Below are 22911 nucleotides of genomic sequence, written 5' to 3'. Positions count from 1 at the left end.
GAGATCGAGGGAACAAGAACCCTCAACCCTGGCGGGAGCCAAACCACGGATTCTTCCCAGACGATGCCCAGCGTTGCTGAGAACCGTTTCGTGAGAATCCATTGGTGAGAAGTCAGTGGGGAATCATCAGCTGCCGATCTTGGCCACTTCGGCGCGGGCCTTGTTCAGCACCTCACCGGTGAGGGGGACATAGCCGAGCTCAGCTGCCTGCTTCTGCGGGGCCTCACCCAGGGACCAGTCGAGGAAGTTGCGCACGGCCTCGGCCTTCTTGTCGCCATAGCCAGTTTCGTAGGCCAGGATCCAGGTGAAGGCCACGATCGGGAAGCTCTCAGCTCCAGCGGGGTTGCAGTCTTCACCACCCAGTTTGTCGTTGAGTACGACATTGTTGAGCGCTGCGGCGCCACTGGCCACACTGGCAAGCACGAATTGACCATCCTTGTTCTGCAGCGCCACTGGGCGCAGCGGATCCCGCACATAGGCAAGGTTCACATAGCCGATCGAACCAGGAGTGTTGGACAGCAGGCCAGCCACGCCCTCGTTACCCTTGGCCCCCACGCCAACGGGCCAGTTGACGCTCTTGCCCTTGCCCACACTCTTGCTCCACTCAGGCGAAAAACAAGCCAGGGAGTTGGTGAAGGCGTAGGTGGTGCCGGAGCCATCGGATCGGTGGGCCACCGTGATCGGCTTCGACGGACAACCGAGATCCTTCCAGTCCTTGATCTTGCCGAGGAAGATATCGGCGAGTTGAGCCTGGGTGAGTTTCAGATCGGGACAATCGGCATTGTTGTAGGCCGGCGTGACTGTGCCGCCCAACATCGGAATCTGCAGAGCACCCCGCTGGCCCGCCGCACCTGCCTTGAAGTCTTCCTCGCTGAGTTGCTCATCACTGGCACCAAAGTCCACCGTGCCGGCGGCAAACTGACGCACACCCGCACCTGAACCCACCGACTGATAATTCACCTGATTCCCGGTTTCAGCCGCATAGTCGCTGCTCCAGCGTTGATAAGCCGCCGCAGGAAAGGTTGCCCCTGCTCCACTGATGGTGGTACCGCCTCCACCTCCGCAGCCGGTCAGACCGATCGCCGTGAGAGTCGCCACCGCCGCGATGGCACGCGGACGGAGGAGGGAGCAGGGAAAAGCCATGGACAGAAAGAGGGGTTACAGGACGTTGATCGTAGACAGCGTGCTCGAGAGCGAGCTCCTGAGGTGGGTGCCTTTTATTGGACAGTTCCGGCCCCTGACATCGTTAACCCAGGACGGGTGGAACATGGTTCGGCCTCAGTGTAGACCGCGTGGGGAGTTTTGCCTCCAAGGGAACTGTGAGGTCTTACATGGCAATACCGCCACAGGAAGCGGGCCAGGCTGATTTCAGCGTCCCAGCCATCGCTGTATGCCCGTAGGTAGACCTCCTCGTACTTGACAGTCCTCCACAGCCGTTCAACAAGGATGTTGTCGTAGCACCGCTTTCTGCCGGACCAGCTGATCTGGATCCGCTCCCCTTTGAGTCTGGCCACAAAGTCAGCGGACGTGAACTGACAGCCTTGATCGGAGTGGAAGATCTCTGGCCTACGGCCGCCTCCCAAGGCCATCTCCAGGGCCTCCAGACAGAACTTCGTGTCAAGGCTGTTGGAGAGCCTCCAGCTGAGCACATGCCTGGAATGGAGATCCATGATCGCCACCAGATAGAGGAACCCTTTCTGCAGAGGGATGTAGGTGATGTCGGTCGCCCAGACCTGATCCACCGACGTGACCTGCGTGAGGTCCACCAGGCAGGGGAACCGCACGGACGGATCACCTGGAACCGTCGTCCGGGGCTTCTGGTAGATCGCCCGTAATCCCATGCGCCGCATGAGGTTTCGCACTCGATCTCGGCTGATCGGGATACCATCTTGGGCCAGATAGTCCACCATCCGGCGGCTGCCGCTGCAGGGATCCTCCAGGTAGAGAGCATCGATCCTGGCCATGATCCGCAGCGTCGATACACGGACCGGTGTCGGCCGGTAGTACAGCGTGGATCGAGGCAGCCCCAGCAGCGCACACTGCCTGCTGATGCTGAGCTCGGGGTGGTCGTGATCGACCAGCTTGCGCAGTTCACGGGCATCAGAGCAGTTGAGACTTTTTTTTGAGCCACTCCAGCTCCATCTGCAGCCGTCCGATCTGCTGGAACAGCTCCGCCTCCTTGGCCTGCCCCTCCTCCTTGTCCTTGGTCTTCTTGCCTCGGGTGAAGAGCTCGCTGGCACCGTCCAGGAGCTGCCGCTTCCACTGGCTCACCTGGATCGGGTGGATGGCGTGGTCGGCGGCGATCTCCTGGATCGTCTTGCGGCCACTGATCGCCTCCATGGCGACCCTGGCCTTGAACTCGGGGCTGTGGGTGCGGCGCTTGCTCATCGGTGGGAGCCCCTTTCAGGGGCGGTACCCCGCCTCAGAGGTTAACGATGGGGCCTGTCCAGAAAAGCCAGACCACCTCAATCCAATGGCGACGAGTTGGTGTTCCTGCTAGCGGGCAAGCTTTGGAGAACGCTGCATCGGCGGATCCAAGGAAGAGCGGGCTGAACCAGCAGCGATGGATGGCGCCGGTCCAGCCCGCGGAAATCACTTGCCGATGCGAGCCACAGCCTTGCGGGACGCGGCCAGGATATTGCCCTTGAGCGGAACATAGCCGAGGTTATCGGCCTGGTCCTGGGCAGCGGGGCTGAGCAGATAGTTCATCGCCCTCTGGATCGTGGCGGCCTTGGCACCGTTACCTTTCTGATAGGCAAGGATCCAGGTGAGGGTCGAAATCGGATAGCTGGCTGCACCGGCGGGATTGGGATCCTCCCCGGCCAGGTTGCTATCCAGACGGATGTTGTTCAGTGCCGCGGCGCCGCTGGCCAGATTCGGCAGCACAAACTTGCCTGCCTTGTTCTGCAGAGCTGCTGCCTTGATCTTGCCCCTGACAAAGGCCTGGTTCAGATAGCCGATTGAGCCACTGGTGTTGCTGATCACACCAGCCACTCCCTCATTGCCCTTGCCGCCGATACCAACGGGCCATTTGACGGTCTTTCCCTCACCAACCTTGCTTTTCCAGGTGGGAGAAAAGGCCGAAAGCGAGTTGGTGAAGGCGAAAGTCGTGCCGGAACCGTCAGAACGGTGCACCACCTTGATCGGGCCCTTGCCGCACTTGAGCTGATCCCAGGTCTTGATGGTGCCCAGGAAGATATCGACTGCCTGCTTCTGCGTGAGCTTCAGGTTCGCGCAATCAGGCTTATTGTAGGCAATCGCGATCGTGCCTCCCACGGTGGGGAACTGAACCACGCCGCGCGACACCTTGGCAGCTTCAGCAGCTTTAATCGGTTCATCGGTGGCGCCAAAATCCACGGTGCCGGCAACGAACTGACGCACACCGGCGCCAGAACCAACAGCCTGGTAGTTCACGCGCGTCCCGGTCTTGGCAAGCCCATCAAAGGCACGCAGGTAGAAGGGAGCCGGGAATGTGGCGCCGGCCCCATTGAGAGTGGACTGGGCGGATGCTGCGGCTCCGGCGCCAAGTGCTGCCAGGGTTCCGAAGATCAGGGCCTTCTTGACGAAGGTCATTGAATAGCCATGGGGTGGGGCCCATCCTGGATAGCAACTGGCCGGTACGCCAGTCGTTATTGCAGGGTTAAGGCGAGGCATCCCCGTCGTCTGCGCGACACCCAACCGGGGATTCAACGACGCGGCGTCGTCCAATCTTCGAACCAGCCACGGCGCCAAAGCCAGGAGGCCTGGAGAACAGCAACAGCGCCCATCAGCAGGATCACTGTCAGATAACCATAGCGCCAGTGAAGCTCGGGCATCACGTCAAAGTTCATGCCATAGATTCCTGCAATAAAGGTAAGCGGGGCAAAGACACTGGTGAGGATTGTGAGTGTCTTCATGACCTGGTTCATGCGATTGCCGATGCTGGCGGCATAGGCCTGTGTGATCGCATCACACTGGGCCCGCAGCGATTCACACTGATCAAACAGCAACTCCACCAGGTCAGCCATCTCCTGAAATCCGCCCAGGGCCTCGGGGCCCAGCAGCTGCTGGCGCTGGCGCAGAAGGGCTCGGATCTGATGGCGCAACGGCCAGATCTGGCTGCGGATCGTGCGAACGCCACTACGAAACTGTGTGGTTCTTCCCAATACAGTTGGCTTGGGTTGGCGTAGGGCGGCAGCTTCCAGGTCATCCAGTCTGTTAGCAATACTCTCCAGCATCGGGAACAGATCATCAAGCAGATCATCGATCAGAAAATGCAGCAGATCGTCCAGATCGCGATGCTCCACTGCTCCGGCCCGAGAGATCAACCAGTCGGTAAGGTCCGCAAACGGTTCTCCGCTGCTGGCCTCCTCCAGCGTGACCAACAGATCGGGCAACAGAAGCAATCCCACCTGCTCACTCACCAGATGGGCAGGATCCTTGGCGAAACCCAGCCGGTGCAGCACCACCAGCACCGCCTCGCCAAAGGAATCGACCCTGGGCCGCTGAGGCACGTCCAGCAGGGGAGGCAGCAGCTCCGCTGGCACGTCGAGGCGCGCCAGCAAGGCCTCGATCCGACGGCGATCCCGCAGCCCACTGATCCGCAACCACACTGGCAACTGCCGCTGTCGTGCCACATCCAGCAGGCTCTCGTCGCCGGTCTGCACCTGACGGAGCACAGGCCCCTCAGGCAGAAACACGACAGCGGAAAACGTGGTGGGCCGTTGCCCGCCGTGCACGTACAGGTGACTGGGCAGATTGGCCGGTCTCTCCTCCAGACGCTGGGAGGTCAGAGCTCCAGGCGTGAGACGCAGCACCGTTCCTCCGGGATGAGCCAGCCATGGAACACCCTGCCCCCACTGAGAAGGGCCGCCTGAAGAAGCAGGCAGATGCCCACCGGTTTTAGCCAGGAACGCTGCAGGAAGGCCATGGCGTTGACAGTGGAATCACGCCCCCCATTCCAGACTTGCTGCAGCCGTGGAACAGTGCCGTGCATCACAGCCGGCTGAAGCGTCGCAGCACCCCGGCAAACCGCCAGCTGAGGCGGAGCCGGAAAGCTTGAGCCAGTCTTAACCAACATCGCCGAACCAGCCTGACTAAATTGAGAGGATCAGAACGTTAAGGATGATCTTGGGCGACGAACGCTCAGAACTCGCCCAATCGAGCTCGGGTTGGGCTCCGGATGGAATCCAATCACCGATGGAAGCCCATGGAGGCTACCGGGGATCTGGGTGGTCTCCCGAGAGGCTGGTGTTCCATCAAAATCTTGAATCCTTTGCTGAGCAGGTCGGCCTGATCGTGGGATTACAGGCCAATGGCAAGATCTCCCAGGAACAGGCTTATGCCAAAATCCGGGCGATCTGGAAAGATTTGCGCTATAGTAAAGATGCGTTACTCGACACGAAGATTCCATGATCGTGGCGGCTCCGGTCGCCCCTCCTGCCGATCTGCCCTGTCCGCTCTCCGCTGGCTGGCAATTGCTCTTCACCCAGACCATGCCCCGCAGGGGAACGGAGGGAGAGCCGATCGGAGGCTTTTCAGGGGCTGTGTACGAGCCTGAAGACGATGTGCTCTGGCTGATCAGCGATACACCCCGCGGCCAGCTGCTCGGCTGGCGTGGTCTTCGTCAGATCCTGAGGGGCCCCAATGGGATGGGCCTCCATCCGATGGGATCGAACCGGAAGGAGGAACCGCAACTCCTGCAGCTGTTTGCCACCATTCCCTTGCAGAGCGGAGAAGCCGGCAACGGCAGCGGCAGCGGCAGCGGCAACAGCTTTCGACCTGAGATGGATGGCGAAGGGCTGGTGCTGCAGGGCTCTGACGCCTGGGTGGCCAGCGAAGGGCGCCTGACACCGGCACAGCCGGCCAGGTTGCTGCGCTTCGATCGCCACTCCGGGGCACTCAGGCAGGCCATCCCTCTGCCTGAGGCATGGCACCTTCGGACCCGATCTGGCCTTGCGCCGAACGGCGGACCGGAATCCCTCACCCTGCTGCCTTCTGGCTCGACAACACCGAACCCAACGCTGCGGCTGCTGATGGCGACAGAACAGCCGCTGTTGCAGGATTCAGCCCGGGAGCGTCGCACCCTGCTCTGGTCCGTGCCGGCCAGCTCAGCTGACATCACCAGCCGGGTGCTGCCTCCCTTGCTGGCTCCAGACGTGAGTGAAGCCTGGGGGCTCACGGATCTTCTGGCCTTGTCGGGTCCATCCGCCACGCTCCCCACCCTGGCCCTGTGGCGATCCTTCACACCTCCAGGCTCCTGGCGAGCCGAACTGAGCCTCGTCGAACTCCAACAGGACCAATGGCACAGGAAGGCCCGCTGGGATCTGATCAGCAGCGGGCTTCCACCCGACAACTGGGAAGGATTGACCCAGGGGCCCACTCTGGCGGATGGTCGCTCCAGCTTCGTGCTGGTGAGCGACGACAACTTCAACCCCTTCCAGCAGAACCTCCTGGCGGTGATCGCGCCCCGGCATCAGCCAGGCTGCAGTCACCAGGGAGACCTGGCGCCCTCAGGGCAGCAGAACCGTGCAGTGACGCTCCGCACACCTAAGGTCAGTGGAGGAGGCCAGGCAAAGCAATAACCCAGCCTGAACGTCTGACTCACCTCGCGCTGGCAGGTTGAACCATGAGCGGATTCTCAGTCCTGATCACCCTTGCAGACAGCAAAGCCATGGCCACGTCCCCCCGTTGTGGCGATTATGTGGCCGATCTGATTCAGAAGCAGACCCGGCGGATTGGCAGACTGCATCCCGAAGTTCTGGCGGATCAGGACCCCGAAGCTCTGCACCAGCTGCGGGTGACACTGCGTCGCTTACGCACGGTGCTGAATCAATTCGAAGCAGCTTTGATACTTCCCGATGGCGTAAGTGAGCAACGCCTGGCCCGCGTCACACGCCAGACGGGACTGACCAGGGATCTGGACGTGCTCAGGCAGCGACTGGAGCTCGATCTGTTTCCCGCCCTGCCCATCTCTGCCGATGGTGAGGACTCCGATCCAACGATCAAGGCGAAGGCCCTGAAGCGGCTGCTTAAAGGGCTCGCAAGCAACCGCCGCCAGGCCTTTGAAGGATTGGAAAAAGCTCTGCAGGATGCCAACTATCTGAAGATGTTGGCACGGCTGAGCAAATGGCTGAGAAAGCCGGATTTCACCATTCTTGGGCAGCAGCCGATCGGCGATTGGCTGGTCGAGTGGCAAGGATCTCTCAGCCATGGGTTGTTTCTCCATGCGGGTTGGCAGGAAGCCAATCCACGCGACAAGTCGTTACACGAACTCCGAAAGCGGATCAAGGAGGCGCGCTACGCGCTCGAAAACCTTGAGCCTTTCCTGCCCAGCGGCGGTCACCATTGGATTCAGGAGTTGAAGCTCGCACAGGAGTCCCTTGGTGAGCTCCATGATCTTCAGGTTCTGGCCGATGTGATCGGCGAACAGGAGCTGCGGCCACGGGTGGCTGACCTGCCTGAGCTGGGGGTAGCCATCCAGCATCAGCTGGACCGCTGCTGGGAAGACTGGCAAACGCTCGCCAGTCGCCTCAAGGCGAGGGAACGGCGCTGGGAATTTCAGGGCCTGTTTCTCAGCTCATGCCCAGGAGTGACCGATGAAACCTGACAAAAGGTCCGGCCAGCGTCGTCGCTCCCGGGGCCATGGCTCAGACCACCCGGCCTCACAGGCAGAGCATCCCAAAAGCTACCAGATTCACCAGAGCACAATCCGTCACTGGTGCAGCTTCGTATCGGATCCCGATCATCCCGGCCAGCAGATTCCTCTCTATGCCCTGGAGCAACGCCAGCGGGCTGCCAGTTACACCCAGCAGCACCATTAGGGGAGTTCAGGTAGGGGAGTTCAGGAGACGCCCGGCATGAACTGACGTTCATGTCCATAGCCCTTCAACATACGGTTCCAGTAGAGCCAGGGCAGCACCTTGGTCTTGACGATCCACATGGTCCATCGCTCCTGGGTGGGATCGCAGGGGAAGGATGGTTTGGGATTGCCATCATAATCAAACTCAGCCATGATCGTTTTGCCATAGCCAGTGATCAGCGGACAGCAGGCATAGCCGTCGTAACGGGCCTCCAGGGGACGTTGATCGAGGAAGGCCAGCAGGTTGGCCACCAGCACCGGCGCCTGGCCCCTCACCGCCGCAGCCGTCTTGGAGTTCGGTAGAGACGAGACATCCCCCAGGGAAAAAACGTTCGGGAAACGAACATGCTGGGTCGTGAACTTATCCACCTCGACCCAACCACCCGGGCCAGCCACGGCCAGGGGACTCTCGGCCACCACATCGGGCGCTGCCATCGGTGGGGTGACGTGCAGCATCTCGTAAGAGATCACTTCTTCACGGATGGTGTCCCCGTCTTTCACGTGAAACACGGCCTCCTTGCTCGAGGCACGCACCTCCTTGAGGGTGTGCAGAAAGTTGGTGGTGATGCCACGGCGTGCCACCACCTTCTTGAGGGGCTCAGCATAAATCGGGATGCCGAAGATTCCCGGAGTTGCCGTGGCATAGATCACCTTGGTACGGGAAGCGACCTCCGGCGAGCGTTTGAACACGTCGTCGGCCATGTACATGATTTTCTGCGGTGCACCGGCGCACTTGATCGGCGTCTCCGGATAGGTGAACACGGCATTGCCACCCTGGAAGTTCTGAATCGTCTGCCAGGTGTAGGCAGCGTGCTCCCGCGAATAGTTGCTGGTGACACCGTCGCTGCCCAGCGCCTCGCTCAGGCCCTTGATCCGCTCCCAGCAGAGCTTGATGCCGGTCGCGACCACCAGCACGTCGTAGGTGATCGTGGCACCTCCGGCGGTGCGCACCGCATTGGCATCAGGATCAAAGCTCGCGACGGCATCATGAATCCAGACCACTCCCTCCGGGATCAGGTCCACTTCCAGACGGTGGGTCTGCTCCAGGGTGAAGACACCGCCGCCCACCAGGGTCCAGCCAGGTTGGTAGTAGTGATCCCGCGACGGCTCGAGGATGGCGACCTCCAGCTCCGGCCGGGCCCGCCGCAGCTGGCTGGCCGCGGTGAGGCCGGCGGTACCGCCGCCAAGGATCAGGATCTGGTGATGGGCCATGGTCCGGCCGACAACGAAGCTGGCCTTGATCTACCTGGATCCTGCGCCTTCGTCCAGGAAACCGTCACGGGAGTGGTGCAAAGCCGGTGAGGCCGGCCACAGAAGACAAGCAAACGTGACGACCGATACCGAACCGCGGCGGTTGTGATCAGACTTGAGAAAACCCTGACCCCGTGGGGCTGGAGGTCGTCATGTTTCTGAAATTGCGCCAGGAGGACGAGGCCCTTGTTGAAGTGCTGGACCTGAAGCAGCTGTTCGATCCCTTCGCGGCGCGGGTGCTGGGGCGCTTCCACGCCGGAGAGGAGATGCAGGAACCCGAGCCTTTCGGCAAGGCAGATCTGCAGTTTCCCTCCGGGGAAGGCCTGCCGCGCTGCTGGGTCGATCCCGACTATCGGAAGCTCTGAGTTCATGGAGCGACGCTGCATCAACAGCAGACAACCAGACCGGAAAACAGAGCAGGCCGGACAACAGCCATGCCGTGGAACCCTGACTGGGGCCCAATCGGGTAGCAAGTAACACCAGAATCCCAGGAAGTTGTTGCAAGTCTTCATCCACTTGCGACAACTCCATGGGCCTGGCCCGACACATTGAGCTCCTGCAGATTCAGCGATCCTTCTCCGGTTACACCCTGTTCTGCGAGCCACAAGCCAGCGATGAAACCCTGATCGCCGAGGTGGGCACCGATCGGATCGATGAACTCTTCTGCCACCGAAACCAGACGGATCAGCTGATGGTGCTGCGCGGCTCGATTGATCTGGTGGTGTTGCAACAGAAGCGTCTGCACCACATCACCCTGCGTGAGGACGAGCCCGCATGGGTACGCATTCCCCCTGGGGTGCCCCATGGCGCGATCAACCGCGGCCGCACTCCAGCCCTGGTGGTGAACGCGGTGCTGCGCCATGGGCCAAACGACCCCCGCGACTACCGCCCCCGGCGGGTACCGGAGGCCCTGCTCGATCAGTGGCGCTCCCTGGCGGCCTGAATGCTCGTCACCGCAGTGCCGAGCGGGGCGACTCTGCCTAGAGTCCCGCCCAGCCGCCTCTGCCGATTGGGTTCCGCCCCTGCCCCCTGCTCTCGATCAGCAGCACCACTGCCATCACTTCCGTCTGCCCGTGGAGCCGCTGCCATCAGGACGGCCTCGAGGGTGGTACGTGGCTCCCTGGCAGTGCTGCTCCCCCTGAGCCTCGTCAGTGGTGGGGCCCTGGCAGAAGCCGTCATCCCGACGCAACCGGCAGTGAGCGCGCCACCCGGTAGCGCTCAGCTCTCCAGCGCCACGGTGATTCATGTGTCCACAGGTCAGGATCTGCTGGTCAACGTGAAGGGACAGGAGCGACGGGTGCGGCTGGCCTGCATTCAGGCCCCACGCCCCCAGCAGCAACCCTTTGCACGTCAGGCACGCCAGCTGCTGCTCGACAGCCTGCCTGCCGGGACTGCCGTGACCCTGGAACTGCGCGCCCGAGATGTGTTTGCCCGGGAGGTGGCGGTGGTGCGACACCAGGGCCAGGACGTGGCAGCCCGGCAGCTGCAGCGTGGCGCTGTCTTCGTCTTCGACGGTTATCTCGGCCTCTGTGACGATCTCCCCTATGCCTCCCTGGAGGCCGAGGCACGCCGCCGCAAGCTTGGCGTCTGGTCGACGCCCGGAGGGATTGAACGCCCCTGGGACCTGATCCAACGGTTGGGCGACACCACCGCTGAACCTTGATCCAGCGCGAACACGCCCCATTGCTGCTGCACCCGCATGACTCCTGAACCTCGCGAACGTCCCGCCTGGATGAACTGGATGTTTCTCGTCATTTTCCTCTGGTCGTCCTGGCAACTGGCCGGCTACTGGATCGAGCGGCTGCATGGCTAGGTTCACATCCCGATTCAGGGATAACAATTGGGCACGAAGAATCGCTCATTGATCGGCGGCCGGTCAATCCATGGGGCCGACCGGCGGGGTGGCAAAGCAATCTTGGGTGGGTCATGTCGGTATACGGCACTTTGCTCAGCAGGTGGTGAATGGTATTGAGGCGAGCCCGGCGTTTGTCATCCGCCTCCACCGTGAACCAGGGTGCCTCCGGGATGTTGGTGTGGGCGAACATGTCATCCTTGGCCTGCGAAAACTCGATCCATCGATCGCGAGCCTCCAGATCCATCGGTGAGAGTTTCCAGCGCCGGGTGGGGTCATCGATGCGCGCCTGAAACCGGGCCTCCTGTTCCTCGTCGCTCACGGAAAACCAGTACTTGAGCAACACGATGCCGGAACGTACGAGCATCCGTTCGAACTCCGGACACGACTGAGCGAACTCCTCCACTTCAGCCTCACTGCAGAACCCCATCACCCGCTCCACTCCGGCGCGGTTGTACCAGCTGCGATCGAAGATCACGATCTCACCGGCGGAGGGGAAATGCTCCACATAGCGCTGGAAATACCACTGGCTCTTCTGCTGATCCGAGGGGGTTCCCAGTGCAACCACACGGCAGCCGCGTGGATTGAGCGGTTCGGTGATGCGCTTGATCGTGCCACCTTTACCTGCCGCATCCCGGCCTTCGAACAACACGATCAGGCGAAAACCGCTGCTCTTGATCCAGTACTGCATCTTCACCAGCTCCTGCTGCAGGCGGGTGAGCTCCCGCTCATAGGCTTTACGATCGAACTTCGTCGTGGACTCGCCAACGCCCCTGAGCTCAGCCATGGGCAGCGAATCCACCGCCACGTCGGTGAGGTCATCAAGCTGGGCGGAGGGGTAATACCGATCGCTCAATGCTCCGAAGTGAAGACGCACGGCCGGAATCGCGTCGTCGGTCCTGCGACCGCGGGTGGTCTTGGAGGTTGGTCTCGATAGGCGCGGCTTCTGATCTGTGGGCGCCACGTGTCTGGCACCGTTCTCCAGGGCTCTGGCACTCTCCTTGCCTTTGCCACTCCCCTTGCCTTTGCCACTGCTCCTGGCTTTGCCCTCCACGTCAGACCTGGCCGGACTGGATTTGCCGCGTTTGACCATCGCTTCATCACCGGGAGGACACTCCTGATGGATAGCGCTGATCAACTCGGCCGGCGAGGCTGAGGCAGGAAGGCCCGCACGAAGCGAAGAACCGCCGCCACAAGCAGCAGCAGGCCCGCCACCGCCACCGCAAGCACCAGCGCGAGGGCGGCAAGCTGAAGCATTCCCAGCAGGAAACTCCCGAGGCCGTCGATCAGGTTGGCGATCGCCGTGCTGACCAGAAGGATCGTGTCAAAGCGACTGGGCAGCTGCAGCAGGCCCACCAGCAGACCGGCACCGAGCGCGCCCAGGGCCAGAGCGGCGAACACCTGGCGCCAGCGGGGCGGGCGACGACGCCTTCCCCTGAACACATTGCGCTGCTTGGGCCCACTGGTGCGGGGCAGATGGATGGCGGGTTGATCGCGGCTCATCCTTCAAGCCGATGACCGGCCCCTCGCATCCAGCGCTCGAATTCCATCAGCACCAGCTCGTTGGGGCAATCCACCAGGGACAGATCTCCCACCGTGCAGTCGCCCTGGCCGCCGTGGTGCAGGGAGAGATGGAACGTCCGGCCGCTCAGCCCGCAGACCTCAGGGTCGCTGCGCACCACCACATCGAGGCTGGCGCCGAGGCGGGTGACGCGGCGCCGCAGTTCCGACCAGGTGAGAGACATGGGATGGCTGCCGCCTACAACCATTCCAGTGTGACCAGCCACCGTTCAGGGGGGAGACGCAACCGGGGCCTCGTTGGCGGCGGCCGGTGCGGCCCGCTCATCGGGGGCGACAGGCTTCAAGGGAGCCGGTGGCGGCACCAGCCAGCCGAGGCCAACGCTGACCGCCAGCACCACGACCCCTCCCAACGGCGCCGCCAGACGTCGACGCAAAGGGACCCGCTCCAGGAGCTCGCGGGTGCGCAACGGCTGGGGCTCCGGCACCTCCCAGCGCAGGGTGACGCGCCCATCGAGGCGCACCTGATCCAGCACCCGCACCAGATCCGCAAGCTCGGCGTCGTCGAGCACCACCTCCAGAGGGGGCGTATCGGGCTGACTGCTGCGCAGCTGCAGCCGGTGTCCACCACCGGACTTGCCCCGGATCTCCACCGGCAGGTCGGCACCACCCACGGGCCGGTCCACGCCGCTGATCAGTTGCCGCGCGTAGGGAAGCACCACCTGCATGAGCGCCATCAGGTGCTCCTTGCGTCCCTCCAGTTCGGGCCGGCCGGTCCACTGCAGCGACCAGCCGGTGAGGATGCCGATCACCGCACCGCTGTGCCCCACCGACACATCGGGCAGGCCCTCCAGTTGCAAGCGGCAGCTGGTCTGGTCGTAGCGAAAGGTCTGCTTCAAGGGAACGGGGAACGGGCAGGGGGCGGAGGAAGGGAAGGCGGCCGGCGAAGCAACGTGAGGGTCAAAGCAGGCCGCTGATCAGGGGGCTCCTGATCTGGAAGCAACCGATCAGGGTGCCGCATCCCGCAGGCTGGCCCGCATCCGCTCGAAGCCGCCGGGACCGGCCCCCAAAGCCAGGGCCTGAATGAGGCGACGGCGCTGGTCGGCGCCGCCCTGCGGATCGAGCAGTTGCTGCACGCCACCACGGCGAGGGTTCATGCGCTCATTCAGCAGCTCGGCCAGCCGGGCTTCGAACAGGGCCCAGCGCTGGCGGGTCAGCGCCTCCGGTTCCGCCTGGGAGAGCAGGGCACGCAGCATCGGATAAAGCCGATCCGCCAGGGCGCAGAGGATGCGGATCAGGGCATCGGTCTCAGCCTCGACGAGCGAGCCGCGGCGGGTGGTGCGGCGCAGGGGGTTGTGGCAGCGGCGCTTCCACAGCTCCACCCGGTTGGGGAAGAGGCCGGAGAAGCCCAGCTGCTCGCTCATCCACACCATGGCTTCGCCGCCGTTGAGATCAAGGGCCTCAACGGCGAGCAGCATCAGGTCGAGCCGCTCGACGCCGCGCCTGGGCAGCGGCTCGCCCCCCACAGGCTGAGTCTCGGGGTGCTGCACGGGGAGGGTCTGGACCATGGCTGCGATGATGCCAGCGGCAGAGCCCTTCCGTCACGCCCGCTGGGGTTTCCGCCGCGCCGCTTCCGTCCGATTCACCCCTCCGTCAGCCCCGCCATGGTCGCCAGCCCATCCCCGCTCGATCTGCGGCAACTGGTGCGCGACATCCCTGACTTTCCCAAGCCGGGCATTCTGTTTCGCGATCTCACGCCCCTGATGCGGGATCCGGATGGCTGGCAGGAGGTGATCCGCCAGCTGGCGGTGCTGTGTGAGCGCCTCCAGCCGGATCTGATCGTGGGCATCGAATCACGGGGCTTCATCGTGGGCACGGCCCTGGCCACGGCCACCCGGCTGGGCTTCGTGCCGGTGCGCAAACCCGGCAAACTGCCTGGCGCCGTGACCGGTGTGGATTATGAGCTCGAGTACGGCAGCGACCGGCTCGAGATCCACAGCGATGCCCTGGCCGCCGGCGAACGGGTGCTGATCGTCGACGATCTGCTGGCCACCGGCGGCACGGCCTCAGCCTGTGCCGAGCTGGTGCAGGCGGCCGGCGGTGAGCTGTGCGGCTTCGGCTTCGTGGCCGAACTGGCGGCTCTCAAAGGCCGTCGCCGCCTGCCGGAGCAGCACCCGATCGAATCGCTGATCATCTACGCCTGAACCATCTCAGGTGTGGCTGTTCTGCCAGCGCAGCACCTGATCGAACTGATCGAGGCTGATCAGCCCGAAGCGCCACAGCACCACCGGTAAGGGCGCCTGCTCGAGCCGGGCCTGGCGCAATCCCAGCGCCAGGGCGCTCTCGCTCAGGCCCAGCTGCAGCCGCAGATACTGCACCAGGGCCGAGGGCGGGGTGGGTTGGGGCGTGGTGCTGATCACCATGGCGTCATGGTGTCAGGTGCGGCTGGGAAGGCAAGTCCCGTTGGTCATCTGCGACAGCACCAGCCGCCGCAGCGGCGCGAACCTCTGCAGCAGCAGCACGGCCAGGCGGCGCGGCGGCAGCAGCAGGGGCAGGCGGGTGGAATAGAGCCGCACCAGCAGATCGGTCACGAGCAGGGTGGCAAGCAGATCGGGCCAGCGGCGGCGTGCGTAGGCGGCGGGCAGCCGGCGGGGCCGCAGCCGGCCCGAGGCGACGCGAAGGGCCAGCCGGTGCAGCACCGCCACGTCGCGCCAGCAGAGGTTGAGGCCCTGGCCGCCCACCGGATGGCAGCGGTGGGCGCTCTCCCCCACCAGCACCAGCGAACCGCTGTGCAGGCGATGGGCCAGCAGCCGCTCCACCGGGAAGGCCCGCGGGGTGTCAAGCAGAGCGTCGGGCTGGAAGCGATCCGGCAGGGTGCCGGCCAGGGCATCGAGAAAGGCCGGGCCACCGAGCTGCTCCAACTGGCGGCAGCGGGCCACCGGCGCGCTCCAGACCACCTGCACCTGCTGGCCGCCGAGGGGCAGCAACGCGAAGGGACCTTCGGGGCGGAACAGCTCCCAGGCCTGGTCGGGGGCGCTGCCACGCAGCTGCACCTGGGCGGTGAGGCAGGCCTGCCGGTAGACACGCCGCCAGACACCGATGCCGCGGGCGGTGCGCAGGGGCGAGGCCGGCCCATCGGCAGCCACCAGCAGATCGCAGGCGCCAACCGCGGCATCGTCCGGGCGGCTGCCCTGCCCGAGCTGCAGGGTCACGGCGGGATGGGCCTGCAATCGCTCCAGCAGCACCGCCAGGAGGGGGCCATGCTCTGCGATCCAGCCCACGGCGGCAGCGCCTCCTGCCGGCACTGGATCCACCGGAGCGAGATCCGCGGCCACGAACCCAACGCCAAAGTCACCGCCTGGATCGAGCGCCAGATCACGCAGCTGCAGGTCCCGGAAGGGAGTCAACAGCGGCTCGAGCGCCTGCCACAGCCCCAGCCGCTGCAGCAGGCGCCGGCTGGAGTGGGTGAAGGCATAGGCGCGGCTGCGTTGCTGCAGCCGCTCGGCATCGAGGGGATCCACGAGGCGAACAGCCCAGCCGGCATCAGCCAGGGCAAGGGCCGCCAGGGCGCCGGTGGGGCCGGCTCCGTGAACCCGCGCCTGCAGCGGCAGGGTCATCCGATCGGGTGGCAACAACAAAAAACCGCAGCGGTTTTCCGCTGCGGTGGGGAGATTAAAGCGAGCGGCTGGCTCAGCCGATGCCGAGCAGACCGCGGGTGAAGGCTTCGCCGCCGAGGGCGATTTCCGTGGCGATCAGGGCGATGAAGCCGAGCATGGCCATGCGGCCGTTCAGCTTCTCGGCGCGCTCATGGAAGCCCCAGCCGCTCTCGGCGCTCACCACTTCCATGCGGGGCTCGCTGGCGAAGGCATTGAGGCGACCACCGTCTTCGGTGGTCACGGTGGCGCCGCGGATGACGGCGGCGGCAGCGGCGGGGGTGGTAGCGGTGGCTTGAGCCATGGAGACCTCGTTACGGGGTGTTACGAAGACTGTAACGCAATGTTTCGTTTCTGTCAGCAAACCCGCCTTGATGGGCAGCTGGCTCAGGCCAGGCCCGCCTCAGCGCAGCCGCCGCAGGCAGAGCTCCTCAAACGCCGGCCGCAGCAGGTAGGGGTACTCGCCCACCCACAGCTTCGGCTGCGGCAGCCAGGCATCGCTGATCGCGCCGATGCGGGCGAAATCCTTGCGTTCACTCAGCACCAGGGCGCGCACCACCATGCCCCGCCGGATCGCCTGGTGCTTCTTCTCCATCGGAAAGCGCACCTGGCCCAGGTAGCCCTCCTCATCTTCGAGCTCGAGGCAGAGCCAGGTGCGCTTGTTCTCCACCAGTTCCAGCCGCCCCTGCTTGCCCGCCTGCTCGCGCCGCTCCTCCACCACCTCACGGGTGTAGAGATCGCCCACCTCACCCTCGAACAGGGCCGCCACCGGATAACGGCGCAGGGTGGCGTTGCGGCGCCCCGCCTCGAGGATCGGACCCCAGAGCATGTAAAGCAGGAACACAAAGCCCACCACCAGCCACACCGGCCCGAAACGGCTGGAGAACAGGCTCTGGGCCACCAGCAGGGAGATCACCCCGCCGATCAGCGAGATCAGCAGCCGCTGCAGCACTTTGCGCGGATTGCCGCTGGAGGCCGCGAACTGGGGACCGGTGGCCACCGCCGGAATCAGCCGCGATAGTTCACCCGGTTTCAGGGGCAGCAGCATCAGAGCAGCCGCTCCAGGCCGTAGACCAGGCCCCCCAGCTTGCGCACCTGCCGCACGGTGAGCAGCACCCCGGGCATGTAGGCCGAGCGGTCGATCGTGTCGTGGCGCAGGGTGTAGGTCTCGCCGGGGGCGCCGAACATCACCTCCTGATGGGCCACCAGGCCCGGCAGGCGGATCGAATGCAGCCGCAGCCCGCTCTCCCGCAGACCACCGCGGCAGCCCGCCAGGCTTTCGTGCTCCTCCACCTGGGCCGGATTGAAGGCCTTGCCCAGATCCTCCATCAGTTCGGCGGTCTTGATGCAGGTGCCGCTGGGAGCATCGGCCTTGCGGTTGTGGTGCAGCTCGGTGAGCTCGGCGAAGTCGTAGAAGCGGGCGGCGGCGGCGGCGGCCTGCTGCAGCAGCACCATGCCCACCGAGAAGTTGGGGATCACCGCTCCCCCCACCGACGCCTTCTCACTGAAGCTGGCCAGATCCGCCAGCTGCTGCGGGCTCAGCCCCGTGGTGCCGATCACCGGATGCACCCCGTAGGCGATCGCGGCGCGGGTGTGCTCGTACACCACCGACGGATGGGTGAAATCCACCAGCACGGCACCGCCGCCGGGGCCGGCGTTGCGCACGCTCTGGCTCACCTGGCAGAGGGTGCCCTCGAGATCGGCGGTGATCGCCAGCTCCAGCTCCTCCAGCCCCAGCTCAAGCCCGACGTCGACACCTTCCTTGCCGGGGGTGGTGTCGATCGCGCCGACCAGGGCGCAGTCCGGTGCCGCCAGCACGGCCCGCACCACCTCGGCGCCCATGCGGCCCAGGGCACCGGCCACCACCACCGGGATCGGAGCAGCGGCGGGGGTGGCGGAAGGCATGGCTGGGGGAACGGGAGCGCTCGTCATGGCGATCGGCGGAACCAGGCGAGCCTATGCGGGCTTCCGAACCGGCCATTACGCCGGCAAGGGCCGATCCGCAAGCCCTGTAACGCCTTGAAAGAAGGGCTCGCGAGAGTGCACGGCCCTTCGTAGGCTCCTTCACATTGCTCAATCCGCCCGCATGTTCACGCAGGTCCGCTCCGCCAACCGCCGGGTCAGCCCTGCCAGCCGTGAGGGCCGCGCCGTGATGAAGGCGGTGTATGTGGTGCTGGAGCCCCAGTACCAGAACGCCCTCACCACCGCTGCCAACAGCCTCAACGACCAGAACGGTCCCCTGGCGATCGAACTGAGCGGCTACCTGATCGAAGAACTGCGCGATCCGCAGAACTACGCCGATTTCTGCGCCGATGTGGCCGATGCGGATGTGCTCATCGCCTCGCTGATCTTCATCGAAGACCTGGCCCAGAAGGTGGTGGAGGCGGTGGCGCCCCACCGCGACCGGCTCAAGGCCGCCGTGGTGTTCCCCTCCATGCCGGAGGTGATGCGTCTCAACAAGCTGGGCACCTTCTCGATGGCCCAGCTGGGCCAGAGCAAGAGCGCCATCGCCAGCTTCATGAAGAAGCGGAAGGAGGCCAACAGCGCCGGCTTCCAGGACGCGATGTTGAAGCTGCTCAACACCCTGCCCACGGTTCTCAAGTACCTGCCGGTGGAGAAGGCGCAGGATGCCCGCTCCTTCATGCTCAGCTTCCAGTACTGGCTGGGCGGCACGCCAGACAACCTGCGCAACTTCCTGTTGATGCTGGCCGATAAGTACGTCTTCCCCCGCAGCGGCCATGACCGGCCGGAGCTGCAGGTGGCCGAGCCCGTGGTGTTCCCCGACCTGGGCATCTGGCATCCCCTGGCTCCGGGGATGTTTGAAGATCTGAAGGAATACCTCAACTGGAACACCAGCCGATCCGACCTCTCCGACCAGGCCCGCCAGGGCCCGGTGATCGGCCTGGTGCTGCAGCGCAGCCACATCGTGACCGGCGATGAGGCCCACTACGTGGCCGTGATCCAGGAACTGGAATACCGCGGCGCCACCGTGATCCCGGTGTTCTGTGGCGGGCTCGATTTCACCAAACCGGTGAATGCCTTCTTCTACGACCCGCTCAACCCCGACCAACCGCTGGTGGATGGGGTGGTGAGCCTCACCGGCTTCGCCCTGGTCGGTGGCCCCGCCCGGCAGGATCACCCCAGGGCGATCGAGGTGCTCAAGACCCTCAACCGCCCCTACATGGTGGCGCTGCCGCTGGTGTTCCAGACCACCCAGGAATGGGAGGAGAGCGACCTGGGGCTGCACCCGGTGCAGGTGGCCCTGCAGATCGCCATCCCCGAGCTGGATGGGGCGATCGAGCCGATCGTGCTGAGCGGCCGCGACGATGCCACCGGCAAGGCCCACACCCTGCAGGACCGGGTCGAGGCGATTGCCGAGCGGGCGATCCGCTGGGCGTCGCTGCGGATCAAGCCCCGCAGCGACAAGAAGCTGGCAATCACCGTGTTCAGCTTCCCTCCCGATAAGGGCAATGTGGGCACCGCCGCCTACCTGGATGTGTTCGGCTCGATCCACCGGGTGCTGGAGGAGATGAAGCGCAAGGGCTACGACGTGCAGGGCGTGCCCCACACCCCCAAGGCACTGATGGAGGCGGTGATCAACGATCCCGAGGCCCTGCAGGGGGCACCGGAACTGGCGATCGCCCACCGCATGAGCGTGGAGGAATACGAGCGGCTCACCCCCTATTCCCAGAGGCTGGAGGAGAACTGGGGCAAGCCCCCCGGCAACCTCAATTCCGACGGCACCAACCTGCTGATCTACGGCCGCCACTTCGGAAATGTGTTCGTGGGGGTGCAGCCCACCTTCGGCTACGAGGGCGACCCGATGCGGCTGCTCTATTCCCGCAGCGCCAGTCCGCATCACGGCTTCGCGGCCTATTACACCTATCTGGAGAAGGTGTGGGGCGCCGATGCGGTGCTGCACTTCGGCACCCACGGCTCGCTGGAGTTCATGCCCGGCAAGCAGATGGGCATGAGCGAGATGTGCTATCCGGATTCCCTGATCGGCGCCCTGCCGAATCTGTACTACTACGCCGCCAATAACCCGTCCGAAGCCACGATCGCCAAGCGACGCGGCTATGCCGCCACGATCAGCTACCTCACCCCCCCGGCCGAAAATGCCGGTCTCTACAAGGGGCTGAAGGAGCTGGGCGAGCTGGTGGGCTCCTACCAGCAGTTGCGCGAAAGCTCCAGAGGTGTGCAGATCGTCAACGCGATCGTGGAAACGGCGCGCCAGTGCAATCTTGATAAGGATGTGACCCTGCCGGAGGGGGAAGCCGCCGAGCTGAATCTGGATGGCCGCGATGCCGTGGTGGGGGCGGTGTACCGCCAGCTGATGGAGATCGAGAGCCGGCTGCTGCCCTGCGGCCTGCACACGATCGGTAAGCCCCCCACCGCCGAAGAAGCGATCGCCACCCTGGTGAACATCGCCGCCCTGGAGCGGGAAGAGGAGGGCATCCGCTCCCTGCCGGCCCTGCTGGCCCAGAGCCTGGGGCGCACGATCGAAGCGGTGTATCGCGGCAACGATGAGGGGGTACTGGCCGATGTGGAGCTCAACCGCCGTATTACCGAAACCAGCCGCCTGGCAGTGGGGGCGATGGTGCGGGAGGTGACGGGCCGCGATGGCCGGGTGACGCTGCGGCGCAACTTCGGCTGGCTGGTGAGCCTGCTGGAGCGGATCGGCTTCAAGCTGCCCAGCCCCTGGCTGCGGGCCTGCTGCGCTGCGGGCTTTGTGAGCGTGGATGCGGGCGAACTCGACAAACTGTTCGCCTACCTGCGCTTCTGCCTCGAGCAGATCTGCGCCGATATGGAAATGGAGAGCCTGCTCAAGGCCCTCGATGGCGAATACGTGATTCCAGGGCCGGGCGGCGATCCAATCCGCAACCCGGGGGTGCTGCCCAGCGGCAAGAACATCCACGCCCTCGATCCCCAGGCGATCCCCACCCGCGCCGCCATCGCCGCCGCCAAGGTGGTGGTGGATCGGCTGATCGAGCGCCAGAAGGCTGAGCAAGGCGCCTGGCCCGAAACCATCGCCTGCGTGCTCTGGGGCACGGACAACATCAAGACCTACGGTGAATCCCTGGCCCAGATCCTCTGGTTCATCGGTGTGCGGCCGGTGCCCGATTCCCTGGGCCGCGTCAACAAGCTGGAGCTGATTCCGCTTGCAGAGCTGGGCCGTCCGCGGATCGATGTGGTGGTGAACTGCAGCGGTGTGTTCCGCGATCTGTTCATCAACCAGATGGGCCTGATCGATCAGGGGGTCAAGATGGCCGCCGAAGCGGACGAACCGCTGGAGAGCAACTTCGTGCGCAAGCACGCCCAGGAGCAGGCGGCCGCCAATGGCATCAGCCTGCGCGATGCCGCCACCCGCGTGTTCTCCAATGCCAGCGGCAGCTACTCGTCGAATGTGAACCTGGCGGTGGAGAACAGCACCTGGGAGGAGGAAGGGGAGCTGCAGGAGATGTATCTGAGCCGCAAGACCTTCGCCTTCAATGCCGACAATCCCGGCGAGATGAACCAGAAGCGGGAGGTGTTCGAATCAGCGATGAAAACCGCTGACGTGACCTTCCAGAACCTCGATTCCGCTGAAATCTCGCTCACCGATGTGAGCCACTACTTCGATTCCGATCCCACCAAGCTGATCCAGGGCCTGCGCGACGATGGCAAGGCACCGGCGAGCTACATCGCCGATACCACCACCGCCAACGCCCAGGTGCGCTCTTTGAGTGAAACGATCCGCCTCGATTCCCGCACCAAGCTGCTCAACCCCAAGTGGTATGAAGGCATGCTCAATTCCGGTTATGAGGGCGTGCGAGAGGTGGCCAAACGGCTTAACTTCACGCTTGGCTGGAGCGCCACCAGCGGCTCGGTGGATAATTTCGTCTATGAGGAAGCCAACGACACCTTCATCAACGATCCCGAGATGCGCAAGCGGCTGATGGACCTCAACCCCCACAGCTTCCGCCGCATCGTGGGCACCCTGCTGGAGGTGAATGGCCGCGGCTACTGGGAAACCAGCGATGAGAACATCGCCCAGCTGCAGGAGATCTACCAGGAGATCGAAGATCGGATTGAAGGCGTTACGCCCCAAGGCTGAACCTTCAGAAGCCAAACCGCAAAACTCAGGCTGAAGACCTAATTGAGCAGATAACCCACACCACGGATGGTCTGAATGAGCGGCTCCAGATCGGGCCGCTCAATTTTTTTACGCAAATAGCGGATATACACTTCCAGGATATTGGCATCACCAAAGAAGTTCTCCCCCCACACCGCCTCCAGGATGCGTTGCCGCTCCTGCACTTGGCCGGCGTGGCGCAGCAGAAACAGCAGCAGGTCGTATTCCTTCACCGAGAGTTTGATCGCTGTTCCGGCCCTCTGCACCTCACGGGTTTCGGTATTTAAGATCAGATCCTTGTGGCAGAGCAGATCGCCTGCGGCATCCACATGGCCCATGCTGGAGCGACGCTGCCAGACACGCAGTCGGGCCAGCAGTTCTTCGATGGCGTAAGGGCGGCTGATCACGTCGTCGGCACCAGCATCCAGAAGGGCGACGCGATCCTGATAATGGTTGGAATCGCAGAGCGCCAGCAGAGGCGTTGTGCAACCGGATTCGCGCAGCCGGGAGCTGAGCTGTGCCACATTCACGTCTGACATGGAGGCATCCATGACGGCCGCAAGGAAGGGGAGCTGCTGAAACTCAGCAGCCGCCATGGCAGACGTGGTGCAGAGAGCCACACGGTACCCAACACCGCGAAACGTTTTTGCCAGGAGCTGGGCTTCGTTGCCCTTGGCCAACAACA

At 64.2% G+C, this 22911-nt stretch carries 25 protein-coding genes and 1 pseudogene; 9 read left to right on the top strand and 17 right to left on the bottom strand.

The window, feature by feature from the left end:
- Positions 1 to 126: 126 nt before the first annotated feature.
- From pstS (H8F24_RS14235) to corA, 5 genes are all read right to left on the bottom strand, one after another.
- Positions 127 to 1143 (bottom strand): phosphate ABC transporter substrate-binding protein PstS, encoded by a 1017-nt coding sequence (gene pstS, locus H8F24_RS14235; RefSeq protein WP_197170041.1) that lies wholly within the window; start codon positions 1141 to 1143, stop codon positions 127 to 129.
- Between the two features lie 74 nt (positions 1144 to 1217).
- Positions 1218 to 2051 (bottom strand): IS3 family transposase, encoded by an 834-nt coding sequence (locus H8F24_RS14230; RefSeq protein ID WP_231598221.1) that lies wholly within the window; start codon positions 2049 to 2051, stop codon positions 1218 to 1220.
- Positions 2052 to 2100: 49 nt separating this feature from the next.
- Positions 2101 to 2388, bottom strand: coding sequence for a transposase (locus H8F24_RS19595; RefSeq protein WP_231597691.1), 288 nt, complete (start codon positions 2386 to 2388; stop codon positions 2101 to 2103).
- 204 nt (positions 2389 to 2592) lie between these two features.
- Positions 2593 to 3573, bottom strand: coding sequence for a phosphate ABC transporter substrate-binding protein PstS (gene pstS, locus H8F24_RS14225; RefSeq protein WP_197154990.1), 981 nt, complete (start codon positions 3571 to 3573; stop codon positions 2593 to 2595).
- Between the two features lie 113 nt (positions 3574 to 3686).
- The gene (gene corA / locus H8F24_RS14220) at positions 3687 to 4796 is read right to left on the bottom strand and encodes a magnesium/cobalt transporter CorA (protein WP_231597852.1); all 1110 of its coding nucleotides are present in this window, start codon (positions 4794 to 4796) and stop codon (positions 3687 to 3689) included.
- A gap of 313 nt (positions 4797 to 5109) precedes the next feature.
- Here corA and H8F24_RS14215 point away from each other — a divergent pair, with 313 nt between their 5' ends.
- The 4 genes from H8F24_RS14215 to H8F24_RS14200 all read left to right on the top strand — a co-directional run bounded on the left by H8F24_RS14215 (position 5110) and on the right by H8F24_RS14200 (position 7802).
- Positions 5110 to 5394, top strand: coding sequence for a hypothetical protein (locus H8F24_RS14215; protein ID WP_370594750.1), 285 nt, complete (start codon positions 5110 to 5112; stop codon positions 5392 to 5394).
- Complete coding sequence (locus H8F24_RS14210; RefSeq protein WP_197154988.1) at positions 5391 to 6563, top strand: esterase-like activity of phytase family protein; 1173 nt, start codon at positions 5391 to 5393, stop codon at positions 6561 to 6563. Before H8F24_RS14215 ends, H8F24_RS14210 begins: the two co-directional genes overlap by 4 nt.
- Positions 6564 to 6652: 89 nt before the next feature.
- Positions 6653 to 7588, top strand: coding sequence for a CHAD domain-containing protein (locus tag H8F24_RS14205; protein WP_197170040.1), 936 nt, complete (start codon positions 6653 to 6655; stop codon positions 7586 to 7588).
- Entirely contained in the window at positions 7578 to 7802 is a 225-nt protein-coding gene (locus tag H8F24_RS14200) for a hypothetical protein (RefSeq protein ID WP_197170039.1), read from the top strand. The genes H8F24_RS14205 and H8F24_RS14200 overlap by 11 nt, the downstream gene beginning before the upstream one ends.
- Positions 7803 to 7822: 20 nt before the next feature.
- On the opposite strand, the gene H8F24_RS14195 is transcribed toward H8F24_RS14200, so the two are convergent.
- Entirely contained in the window at positions 7823 to 9052 is a 1230-nt protein-coding gene (locus tag H8F24_RS14195) for an FAD/NAD(P)-binding oxidoreductase (protein WP_197170038.1), read from the bottom strand.
- 191 nt (positions 9053 to 9243) lie between these two features.
- Here H8F24_RS14195 and H8F24_RS14190 point away from each other — a divergent pair, with 191 nt between their 5' ends.
- From H8F24_RS14190 to H8F24_RS14180, 3 genes are all read left to right on the top strand, one after another.
- Positions 9244 to 9456 carry an acetyltransferase gene (locus H8F24_RS14190; RefSeq protein ID WP_197154981.1) on the top strand — a complete coding sequence of 71 codons (213 nt, stop codon included), beginning with the start codon at positions 9244 to 9246 and terminating at the stop codon, positions 9454 to 9456.
- A gap of 164 nt (positions 9457 to 9620) precedes the next feature.
- The gene (locus H8F24_RS14185; protein ID WP_197170037.1) at positions 9621 to 10034 is read left to right on the top strand and encodes a cupin domain-containing protein; all 414 of its coding nucleotides are present in this window, start codon (positions 9621 to 9623) and stop codon (positions 10032 to 10034) included.
- A gap of 183 nt (positions 10035 to 10217) precedes the next feature.
- Complete coding sequence (locus tag H8F24_RS14180; RefSeq protein WP_231597851.1) at positions 10218 to 10754, top strand: thermonuclease family protein; 537 nt, start codon at positions 10218 to 10220, stop codon at positions 10752 to 10754.
- Positions 10755 to 10918: 164 nt separating this feature from the next.
- Here H8F24_RS14180 and ppk2 read toward each other — a convergent pair.
- The 5 genes and pseudogenes from ppk2 to H8F24_RS14155 all read right to left on the bottom strand — a co-directional run bounded on the left by ppk2 (position 10919) and on the right by H8F24_RS14155 (position 14029).
- Positions 10919 to 11730 (bottom strand): annotated as a pseudogene (gene ppk2 / locus H8F24_RS14175) (polyphosphate kinase 2).
- 347 nt (positions 11731 to 12077) lie between these two features.
- The gene (locus H8F24_RS14170; protein ID WP_231597850.1) at positions 12078 to 12446 is read right to left on the bottom strand and encodes a hypothetical protein; all 369 of its coding nucleotides are present in this window, start codon (positions 12444 to 12446) and stop codon (positions 12078 to 12080) included.
- On the bottom strand, positions 12443 to 12688 hold the full coding sequence (locus H8F24_RS14165; protein ID WP_197154977.1) for a hypothetical protein: 246 nt from the start codon (positions 12686 to 12688) through the stop codon (positions 12443 to 12445). Before H8F24_RS14165 ends, H8F24_RS14170 begins: the two co-directional genes overlap by 4 nt.
- 45 nt (positions 12689 to 12733) lie before the next feature.
- On the bottom strand, positions 12734 to 13360 hold the full coding sequence (locus tag H8F24_RS14160; RefSeq protein ID WP_197170035.1) for a DUF4335 domain-containing protein: 627 nt from the start codon (positions 13358 to 13360) through the stop codon (positions 12734 to 12736).
- A gap of 108 nt (positions 13361 to 13468) precedes the next feature.
- The gene (locus H8F24_RS14155) at positions 13469 to 14029 is read right to left on the bottom strand and encodes a DUF3038 domain-containing protein (RefSeq protein ID WP_197154968.1); all 561 of its coding nucleotides are present in this window, start codon (positions 14027 to 14029) and stop codon (positions 13469 to 13471) included.
- A 96-nt stretch (positions 14030 to 14125) separates the two neighbouring features.
- Between H8F24_RS14155 and H8F24_RS14150 the strand changes: the two genes are divergently transcribed.
- Positions 14126 to 14665: an adenine phosphoribosyltransferase gene (locus H8F24_RS14150; RefSeq protein WP_197154967.1), complete on the top strand. Its 540-nt coding sequence runs from the start codon at positions 14126 to 14128 to the stop codon at positions 14663 to 14665.
- Between the two features lie 6 nt (positions 14666 to 14671).
- Here the strand turns inward: H8F24_RS14150 and H8F24_RS14145 are convergent, their stop codons facing one another.
- The 5 genes from H8F24_RS14145 to dapB form a co-directional block, all read right to left on the bottom strand.
- Positions 14672 to 14884: a DUF2949 domain-containing protein gene (locus H8F24_RS14145; protein ID WP_197154965.1), complete on the bottom strand. Its 213-nt coding sequence runs from the start codon at positions 14882 to 14884 to the stop codon at positions 14672 to 14674.
- Between the two features lie 12 nt (positions 14885 to 14896).
- Positions 14897 to 16078 (bottom strand): FAD-dependent monooxygenase, encoded by a 1182-nt coding sequence (locus H8F24_RS14140; protein ID WP_197170034.1) that lies wholly within the window; start codon positions 16076 to 16078, stop codon positions 14897 to 14899.
- Positions 16079 to 16151: 73 nt separating this feature from the next.
- Positions 16152 to 16418: a high light inducible protein gene (locus H8F24_RS14135; RefSeq protein WP_197154963.1), complete on the bottom strand. Its 267-nt coding sequence runs from the start codon at positions 16416 to 16418 to the stop codon at positions 16152 to 16154.
- Between the two features lie 99 nt (positions 16419 to 16517).
- Positions 16518 to 17162 (bottom strand): hypothetical protein, encoded by a 645-nt coding sequence (locus tag H8F24_RS14130; RefSeq protein ID WP_197154962.1) that lies wholly within the window; start codon positions 17160 to 17162, stop codon positions 16518 to 16520.
- Positions 17162 to 18046, bottom strand: a complete 885-nt coding sequence (gene dapB, locus H8F24_RS14125; RefSeq protein ID WP_231597849.1) for a 4-hydroxy-tetrahydrodipicolinate reductase — start codon at positions 18044 to 18046, stop codon at positions 17162 to 17164. The genes H8F24_RS14130 and dapB overlap by 1 nt, the downstream gene beginning before the upstream one ends.
- Before the next feature lie 154 nt (positions 18047 to 18200).
- On the opposite strand from dapB, the gene H8F24_RS14120 reads away from it, so the two are divergent.
- A complete protein-coding gene (locus tag H8F24_RS14120) occupies positions 18201 to 22208 on the top strand; it encodes a magnesium chelatase subunit H (RefSeq protein ID WP_197154960.1) in 4008 nt (1335 codons plus the stop codon).
- Positions 22209 to 22246: 38 nt separating this feature from the next.
- On the opposite strand, the gene H8F24_RS14115 is transcribed toward H8F24_RS14120, so the two are convergent.
- Positions 22247 to 22906: a response regulator transcription factor gene (locus H8F24_RS14115; RefSeq protein ID WP_197154958.1), complete on the bottom strand. Its 660-nt coding sequence runs from the start codon at positions 22904 to 22906 to the stop codon at positions 22247 to 22249.
- Positions 22907 to 22911: the final 5 nt, after the last annotated feature.

It is taken from the genome of Synechococcus sp. CBW1002 (assembly GCF_015840915.1).
GTDB lineage: Bacteria > Cyanobacteriota > Cyanobacteriia > PCC-6307 > Cyanobiaceae > CBW1002.
This window is presented reverse-complemented; position numbering and strand designations above follow the sequence as displayed.